Genomic DNA, 8165 nt, shown 5'->3' on the forward strand with positions numbered 1-8165 from the left:
ACCATCGCATTGATGATGTAATCCCAATCCTCCTCGGCCACCTCCATCTGCGCCTCTTCAATGACCGGCCGCTCTTGGTCCCCCACTTTGGCCACCATCTGGGGGCGCAAACGACGTCCGCGGCTGGCCATGGTGGCGGTCATCTGGGCCAGTTGCATGGGCGTAGCCAGGGCATAGCCCTGACCGATGGCAAGGTTAAGGTTGTCCCCCGGGAACCAGGGCAGACCGCGTTGATTGCGCTTCCACTCCCGGGACGGCCAGATACCGCTGCGCTCCGAGGGAATATCCACCTCCGTCCGCGACCCCAAGCCAAACTGCACACCAAACTCATGAATGGAATCGACCCCCATTCGATGACCCAGGTCGTAATAGTAAACATCACAGGACTCGACCACCGCCTGTTCGAGATCCACCTTCAAACCGTGCCCGGTCCGTTTCCAGTCCCGATACAGGCGATCATCGCCCGGCAGCCGATACCAGCCCGGATCGCGCACGGTGTGCTCGGCATCCACCACGTCATAGTGCAGGCCGGCCAACCCGACCACCGGTTTGGTGGTGGAGCCCGGTGGATACTGCCCCTGCAAAAACCGGTTGAACAGCGGCAGATCCAGAGATTGGTTCAGGCTGCGATAGTCGCGGAAACTGATCCCGGTGACGAACAGGTTGGGGTCAAAACTGGGCATGGACACCGCCGCCAGCACGCCTCCGGTTTTGACATCCAGAGCAACGACCGCCCCACGGTAGTCATCCAGGGCGCTGACCGCGGTCGCCTGCAGGCGGGAATCGAGGTGCAGCTGCAGATCTTCGCCCGGTTTGGGGTCGGTGCGATCCAGCACGCGCAATACCCGGCCCCGGGCGTTGGTTTCCACGTTCTGACTGCCCACTTCGCCCAGCAGTTGGGCTTCATACTCACTTTCCAGGCCGGTCTTACCAATCGAGTGGGTGCCGCTGTAGCGCTGGTACTGGTCCTCATCAAACCGGGCCAGATCCGCCTGGCTGATCCGGCCCACGTAGCCCAGCACGTGGGCAAACAGGTCACTCTTGGGGTAGTGGCGCACCAACTGGGCGTTCACCTCAACCCCTTCCAGGCGATACTCGTTGACCGCCAGGCGGGCGATTTCCTCCTCGGTCAGGCGATAGCGCAGGGGAATGGCTTCAAAGGGACGGCGCCACTGTTGCAGTTGGTCGTAGAACTTTTCCAGGTCGCTCTGGGGAATATCCACCAGTTCCCGCAGCAGCTCGACCGTGGCGGTCATGTCGCTCACCCGCTCGCGAATGACCGACAGGGTATAGCTGGGTCGGTTATCGGCGAGCAGTTCGCCATTGCGGTCGTAGATCAGCCCACGGGTCGGAGGCACCGGCTGCACGTGCACCCGGTTGCGGTCCGAGCGGGTGGCATAGTCCTGGTGATGGGTGACCTGCAGGCTGTAGTACCGCGCCACCAGCACGGCAACCAGAGCGGCCATGATCACAGAGGTGGTGATCACCCGGCTGAGAAAAACGCGGGCTTCCCGGTGGTGATCTTTAAAACGCTGGGCTTCAGACATGAATGAACGGTAACCCGTCGCGACCTTTACTTATGGTATGGGTGATTGTGCAGTATCGAGTAAGCCCGGTACAGCTGTTCAATGACCAGAATCCGCACCAGCGGGTGCGGCAGGGTCAGGGCCGAGAGCGACCACTTGGCTTCAGCCAGAGCGAGACATTCCGGGGCCAGTCCGTCCGGCCCGCCAATCAGTAAACTGTAATTGGCCCCGCTCATGCGCCACTCATCCAGGTTCCGGGCCAGTTGCTCGGTGCTCCAGGCCTTGCCTTTCACATCCAGGGCGATGACCCGGTCCCCTTTGCCGATGGCGGCCATCATGGACTGGCCTTCGCGCTCCATGGCCACGGCGGTGGAGCTGCTTTTACCCCGCGGGCCCAGCGGCAGTTCCACCAGTTCCACGGTGCAGTCCCGGGGCAGGCGTTTGGCGTATTCGCCGTAGCCCTGCTCCACCCAGTCGGGCATTTTGGTGCCCACCGCAATCAGGCGAATGCGCATGGGTTAGTGCTCCGTACGATTACCCGGTTCCATGGACCAGAGTTTTTCCAGGTCGTAGAAGCCCCGGGTTTCCTCCTGCATCACATGCACCACGATATCGCCGAAGTCCACCAGTACCCAATCACCGGAATCCACACCCTCGACACCCAGCGGCTGATGGCCGGCGTGCTTGGCATCCTCTACCACGTTGTTGGCCAGGGACTTCACGTGGCGACTGGAGGTGCCGCTGGCGATGATCAGGGTATCCATCACATCACTCAACTCCCGGACATCCAGTTGCACGATATTTTTCCCCTTCAGGTCTTCCAGGGATTCGACAATAAGCTCATTTAACGCTGCGGACATTCGCCACCTGTTTCAGTCATGTATAAAAAGAGTAAGGCCCGCTCAAGCACGGGCCCGATAAAGGTTGTTGTCCCGAATATACTGCCAGACCGCGTCGGGCAGTAAAAATTGCGGAGAGTGCCCGGCCTGGATCAGGGACCGGATTTCCGTGGCCGAGATCGGCAGCAGACGCAGGGCCTGCACGCCAATGGCGCCCGCCGGAGACGCGGTCAGCGCTTCGGGGGCCACCTGATGCTCGCTCAGCCACTCGGCCAGCGGCCCCCGGGAGGGCAGCTCCCAGCCGGGTCGGGCGATCACCAGCAGATGCCCCCAGTCGAGCAGCTCCCGCCAGCCGTGCCACTGCTCCAGCCCGAGAAAGGCATCGCAACCCAGAATCCAGATCAACGGCACCGCCGGCCCCAGCTCCGCGCGGAGGCTTTTCAGGGTATCCAGGGTGTAGGAGGGGCCATCGCGGTGCAGCTCGCGATCGTCCAGAACCAGGCTCGGACAATCGGCCAAGGCCAGGCGCAACATCTCGGTGCGCTCGACGCTGCTCACATCCGGCGTCGCCCGATGCTGCGGCTGGTGGCACGGCAGCAGCCGTACCTCATCCAGCGCCAGGGTTTCCCCGGCTTCCAGTGCCATGCGCAAGTGCCCGAGATGAATGGGGTCAAAGGTGCCGCCCAGCAGCCCGATCGCCTGAGTCATAAATCAGTTACGGATGTGTCCGTCGCCCAGCACAATCCATTTCTGGGACGTCAGCCCTTCCAGGCCCACCGGGCCCCGGGCGTGAATCTTGTCGGTGGAAATACCGATCTCCGCCCCCAGGCCGTATTCGAACCCATCGGCAAAACGGGTGGAGGCATTGACCATCACCGAGCTGGAATCCACCTCGTGCAGGAAGCGGCGCGCCCGGGTGTAATCCTCGGTCACGATCGCCTCGGTGTGCTGGGAGCTGTATTGGGCAATGTGGTCCATGGCCTCATCCAGCCCGTCCACAACGCGGATCGCCAACACCGGGGCCAGGTATTCGGTGGCCCAATCTTCCTCGGTGGCAGCCTGCGCCTCAATCAGCGCCCGAGTGCGCTCACAACCGCGCAGCTCCACGCCCTTCTCGGCATAGGCATCCGCCAGGCGGGGCAGAATTTCGGCGGCCACGGTCTGATCCACCAGCAGGGTCTCCATGGCGTTGCACACACCGTAGCGATGGGTCTTGGCGTTCAGGGCAATATTGAAAGCTTTATCCAGATCCGCTTTGGCATCAATGAACACATGGCAGATGCCGTCCAGGTGCTTGATCACCGGCACCCGCGCATCGCGACTGATCCGCTCGATCAGGCCTTTGCCGCCCCGGGGCACGATCACGTCCACGTACTCGGGCATGGCGATCAGCTCGCCCACGGCGGCCCGATCGGTGGTTTCCACCACCTGCACGGCGGTTTCCGGCAATCCGGCCTCGGCCAGACCTTTTTTCAGGCAGGCGGCAATGGCGCGGTTGGAATGAATCGCCTCGCTGCCGCCGCGCAGAATCGCGGCATTGCCGGACTTCAGACACAGGCTGGCGGCATCGATGGTCACATTGGGGCGGGATTCATAGATGATCCCCACTACGCCCAGAGGCACACGCATCTTGCCCACCTGAATACCGCTGGGCCGGAAGTTCATATCGGTGATCGCGCCGCAGGGATCCGGCAGTGCCGCGACCTGGCGCAGCCCTTCAATCATGCCGTCGATGGTCGCCGGCTTGAGCGCCAGGCGGTCCAGCATGGCCGCGTCGAGGCCGTTGGCCTCGCCGGCTTCCAGGTCCTTGCGGTTTTCCTCGGCCAGGGTCGGGCGCGCCGCTTCCAGGGCTTCGGCCATGGCCAGCAGGGCCCGGTTTTTGGTGCCGGCACTGGCAGCAGCCACCACACGGGCGGCACGACGGGCATTGCGGCCCAGATCGGCCATATACTCGATGACGTTGCTCGAATCACTCATAGGGTCGGGAGGCTCTCACATCCTCAAAGTTGCGGTTTCAGAACACTTTCTCAACACAATGGCCGCGATTATACCCTGTTTGGCGGCGCTTTTTGGGGCTTTCAGCTCCCGTTCAGCCAGTTTCTCTTACGCTTGGGACAAGGTAAGCTACGTGGGTCACTGTATGGGGCTCCTGAATATGACACAACACCGGGGAACACTGATGGGCCGAGGCCTGCTGATCGCACTGCTGATGCTCGCTGGCGCACCGCTGTCGCAGACCGCCAGCGCCGCGCCTCAGTCCGTCCAGATCCTGCCGATTGCCCAGGCGGAAAGCCGGGTCAGTGCCTCCCGTGCCGCCGCCATCGTGCAGAAACGCTACGGCGGCAAGGTGTTGAAAGTCGATACCCAGAATCGCGGCGGCCGCGTGGTACACCGGATCAAAATCCTGCAGGACAACGGCCGCATCAGCACCGTCATGGTCGACGGCCAGTCCGGACAGATTCTCAAGCGCTAAAAACAGGTGACAGGAGACCCGCCATGCGTCTGTTAGTGGTAGAAGATGACCCCGCCCTGCGCACCCAGATTCAGCAGCAACTGCACGCCGAGGGCTTTGCCATCGACCTGGCCCCGGACGGCCGCGAAGGCCTGTTTCTGGGGCAGGAGCACCCCTACGACCTGGCCATAATCGACCTGGGCCTGCCGGACCTGGACGGCGTCAGCCTGATCCGCACCCTGCGCGCCGAAGGCCACAGCTACCCCATCCTGATTCTGACCGCCCGCAGCGCCTGGCAGGACAAGGTGGAAGGCCTGGAAGCCGGCGCCGACGACTACCTCACCAAACCCTTTCACCCGGAAGAGCTGCGCGCCCGGCTCAATGCCCTGCTGCGCCGGGCCAGCGGTCTGGCCTCCAGCGTGATCGAGGGCGGCCCCATTGCCATTGATACCATCGCCCGCCGGGTGACCCTGAATGGCGAACCGGTCACCCTGACCGGCTACGAATACCAGGCGTTGGCCTATATGGCGCTGAACAACGGCAAAGTGGTGTCCAAAACCGAGCTGACCGAGCATCTGTACGATCAGGACTTCGACCGGGACAGCAACGTGATCGAGGTGTTTATCGGTCGCCTGCGCCGCAAACTGGACCCGGACGGCTCGCTCAAGCTGATCACTACCCAGCGTGGACTGGGCTATTGCCTGAACCTGCCCCAGGGGTCGGCCGATTCGTGAGTCAGCGCCCACTGTCACTGAATGCCCGATTATTGCTGGCCTCACTGCTGGTGCTGCCCCTGTTTCTGGGGCTGACCGGGCTGGCTCTGGAGCGGGCCTTTGACCGCAGCCTGACCACCGCCGCCCGGGAACAGTTGCAGGGCCAGATCTACCTGCTGTTCAGCGTGGCGGAAATGCAGGGCACCGGTGAGCAGGCCCAACTGGAAATGCCTCCGGCGCTGCTGGAACCCAACTTCGAGCGCCTGAACTCCGGGCTCTATGGCTACCTTTCAACCCGGGCAGGACGCACCGTCTGGCATTCCAACTCGGCACAACTGCGCCCGGAGCTGCCCGCCACCGGGGAGTTTCCACAGCCGGGCGACTTGCTGCTCGACCAGATCGAGCTGGATGGACAACCCCACTGGCGCGCCCGTTACGCGGTGATCTGGGAGGATGACGCCGGACAGGATCACGACTATCTGGTGACCTTGTTGCGCGATCAAACGCCCTACCGGGCCGAGCTGGCCAGCTTCCGGCGCCAGCTCTGGCGCTGGCTGGGCGCCGCCGCCCTGCTTCTGGTGATTGCCCAAAGCGCGAGCCTGCGCTGGGGGCTGCGCCCGCTGGGCCGACTCGCCCGGGCGCTGGATGCCATGCGCGATGGCTCCCGCCCGCACCTGGAAGGTCGCCACCCGGCGGAGCTGCAACCGGTAGTGGACAACCTCAACCAGGTGCTGGACCGGGAGCAGTCCCTGCGCAAGCGCTACCGGGACAGCCTGAGCAACCTGGCCCACAGCCTGAAAACGCCCCTGACCGTGCTGCGCAACCAGGCCAGCGATAGCGCACCGGATAAGGAAGCCCGAAGTGTGATCGCCGAGCAGGTGGCCCGTATGGATCAGGTGGTGAGTTACCAGTTGCGCCGGGCGGTGTCGGAGCAGCAACAGGGCAGCCACCGGCAGACCCCCATTCAGCCCGCCGCTCGGCGCATGGTGAACACCCTGGAAAAAGTCTACCGGGAGCAGGCACCGCAGTTTGAGCTGGCCATTCCGGACGGGCTGGCGTTCCCCGGCGATGAGCAGGACCTGCTGGAGCTGCTCGGCAACCTGCTGGACAACGCCTGCAAGTATGGGCGGGGGCGCATACGCGTCAGCGCCCACGGCGATAGTGAGCATTTACATCTGACCGTGGAAGACAATGGCCCCGGTATTCCCGAGGACCAGCGCGAACAGGTAATCCGGCGCGGCCAGCGGTTGGATACCCTGCAGGCCGGGCAAGGGATCGGCCTGGCCGTGGCGGCGGATATTGTGGGGAGTTATGGGGGGCGGTTGAGTATTGGTAAGTCCGAGATGGGCGGAGCGATAATAAAAATCCAGTTTCCAAACCACGCGTAGGGCGGATCGGTCCGACGCTTCGGAGGCCGGAGGCCGCATCCGCCGTAACCCAACCCCACGCATCCGCCGTAACCACAATTCGCGTCACCCCCTTCGCTCGCCCCACCAAAATCCGCAACCCTGTGCGCCAAATCGCACAAAACGTGCTGCTATCGCCGCACAAGCTCCATGGGTAATCCCCTATCCCCCCGGAACGTGAAACCACGCACACTGGCCGTGTTCAAATAAACCCCGGAGGGATAACCATGAACGCGCGTACCTGTATCGCAGTGGACTCCACCTGCGACCTGCCCGCCCAATTTATTCGGGACAACAACATTGAAGTACTGCCGATCTACATCCACCACGCTGGCGGTCGGCAACTGGACTACCGCAACCCGGCCAACACCCTGCGGTTCTATCAGTCCCACACCCGGGAGAAATACGGCCTGGCCCAGTCCGAGCCCCTCTCGGTGGAAGACATGACCCAGCTCCTGCAACGCAAACTGCTGCCCAACTACGACCTGGTTCAGGTAATCACCACCAACAGCAAGAAGAGCGAGGTGTTCAAGCGGGTGTCCGAGGCGGCCATGGTCAACGAGCCCAAGTTCCGGGCCATGGAGCGCCCCAACCGGCCGCCCTTTCGCATTCGCCTGTACGACAGCATGACCATGTTTACCGGACATGGACTATTGGTGTATGAACTGGTCAAGCGCCTGAAGGAGCAGAAAACCCCGATCAACCGCTCCATCCGGGCCATCGACCATATGCGCGAGGAGGTCTACGGTTACATCATTCCCAATGACCTGGCCTACATGCGCGAGCGCCGGCACATGCGCAAGTCCGATCACAAAATTTCCTGGGTGAACTTCAAATTGGCCAGCATGCTGAACCGGCGGCCGATCATTCAGATCCACAAAGGCGACACCGCCAAAATGACCACCGGCAAGGGCTTCTGGGGCAGCCTGGAGGTGTTGTTCGACCATGTGCGCAAGCAGATGGAGCAGGGGTTGACCTGTGATGCCATTACCATGAGTTACGGTGGCTGCCTGGATGAGATCAAGGAACATCCGACCCTGGTGCAGTTCCGGAAGGATTGTCAGAAAGCGGGGGTGAAAACCCTGCTCTCGATGATGAGCATGACCGGCACCGTCAACGTCGGTCCCGGGGCCTTTGCGTTGGCGTTTGCGACGGATAAGGCGTTGGTTTGAGGTTGGGTTAGGTTCGATACAGCGGGTACCGAGATATGCGTAGGGCGGATAAGCGCG

General features: G+C 62.6%; 9 protein-coding genes. 4 read left to right on the forward strand and 5 right to left on the reverse strand.

The genetic code is table 11. The features are described from left to right. The 5 genes from mrdA to B3520_RS10610 all read right to left on the reverse strand — a co-directional run. Positions 1-1547: penicillin-binding protein 2 (gene mrdA / locus B3520_RS10590; protein ID WP_286876017.1), on the reverse strand; the 1547-nt coding region annotated here is incomplete at its 3' end. Between the two features lie 26 nt (positions 1548-1573). Continuing rightward, complete coding sequence (gene rlmH / locus B3520_RS10595; protein WP_123638079.1) at positions 1574-2041, reverse strand: 23S rRNA (pseudouridine(1915)-N(3))-methyltransferase RlmH; 468 nt, start codon at positions 2039-2041, stop codon at positions 1574-1576. 3 nt (positions 2042-2044) lie between these two features. Then, positions 2045-2386: a ribosome silencing factor gene (gene rsfS / locus B3520_RS10600; protein ID WP_123638080.1), complete on the reverse strand. Its 342-nt coding sequence runs from the start codon at positions 2384-2386 to the stop codon at positions 2045-2047. 42 nt (positions 2387-2428) lie between these two features. Next, entirely contained in the window at positions 2429-3073 is a 645-nt protein-coding gene (gene nadD, locus B3520_RS10605) for a nicotinate-nucleotide adenylyltransferase (RefSeq protein ID WP_286805542.1), read from the reverse strand. A 3-nt stretch (positions 3074-3076) separates the two neighbouring features. Next, the gene (locus B3520_RS10610; RefSeq protein WP_286805543.1) at positions 3077-4342 is read right to left on the reverse strand and encodes a glutamate-5-semialdehyde dehydrogenase; all 1266 of its coding nucleotides are present in this window, start codon (positions 4340-4342) and stop codon (positions 3077-3079) included. A 178-nt stretch (positions 4343-4520) separates the two neighbouring features. Here B3520_RS10610 and B3520_RS10615 point away from each other — a divergent pair, with 178 nt between their 5' ends. The 4 genes from B3520_RS10615 (at position 4521) to B3520_RS10630 (ending at position 8108) form a co-directional block, all read left to right on the forward strand. Continuing rightward, positions 4521-4838: a PepSY domain-containing protein gene (locus B3520_RS10615; protein WP_286805545.1), complete on the forward strand. Its 318-nt coding sequence runs from the start codon at positions 4521-4523 to the stop codon at positions 4836-4838. Between the two features lie 23 nt (positions 4839-4861). Continuing rightward, positions 4862-5551 carry a response regulator transcription factor gene (locus B3520_RS10620; RefSeq protein WP_123638084.1) on the forward strand — a complete coding sequence of 230 codons (690 nt, stop codon included), beginning with the start codon at positions 4862-4864 and terminating at the stop codon, positions 5549-5551. Further along, positions 5548-6918: an ATP-binding protein gene (locus tag B3520_RS10625; protein ID WP_286805547.1), complete on the forward strand. Its 1371-nt coding sequence runs from the start codon at positions 5548-5550 to the stop codon at positions 6916-6918. The genes B3520_RS10620 and B3520_RS10625 overlap by 4 nt, the downstream gene beginning before the upstream one ends. Positions 6919-7163: 245 nt before the next feature. Continuing rightward, positions 7164-8108 carry a DegV family protein gene (locus B3520_RS10630; protein WP_286805549.1) on the forward strand — a complete coding sequence of 315 codons (945 nt, stop codon included), beginning with the start codon at positions 7164-7166 and terminating at the stop codon, positions 8106-8108. Positions 8109-8165 lie beyond the last annotated feature (57 nt).

This window comes from Marinimicrobium sp. UBA4509, from assembly GCF_002388575.1.
Taxonomy (GTDB): Bacteria; Pseudomonadota; Gammaproteobacteria; order Pseudomonadales; family Cellvibrionaceae; genus Marinimicrobium; species Marinimicrobium koreense.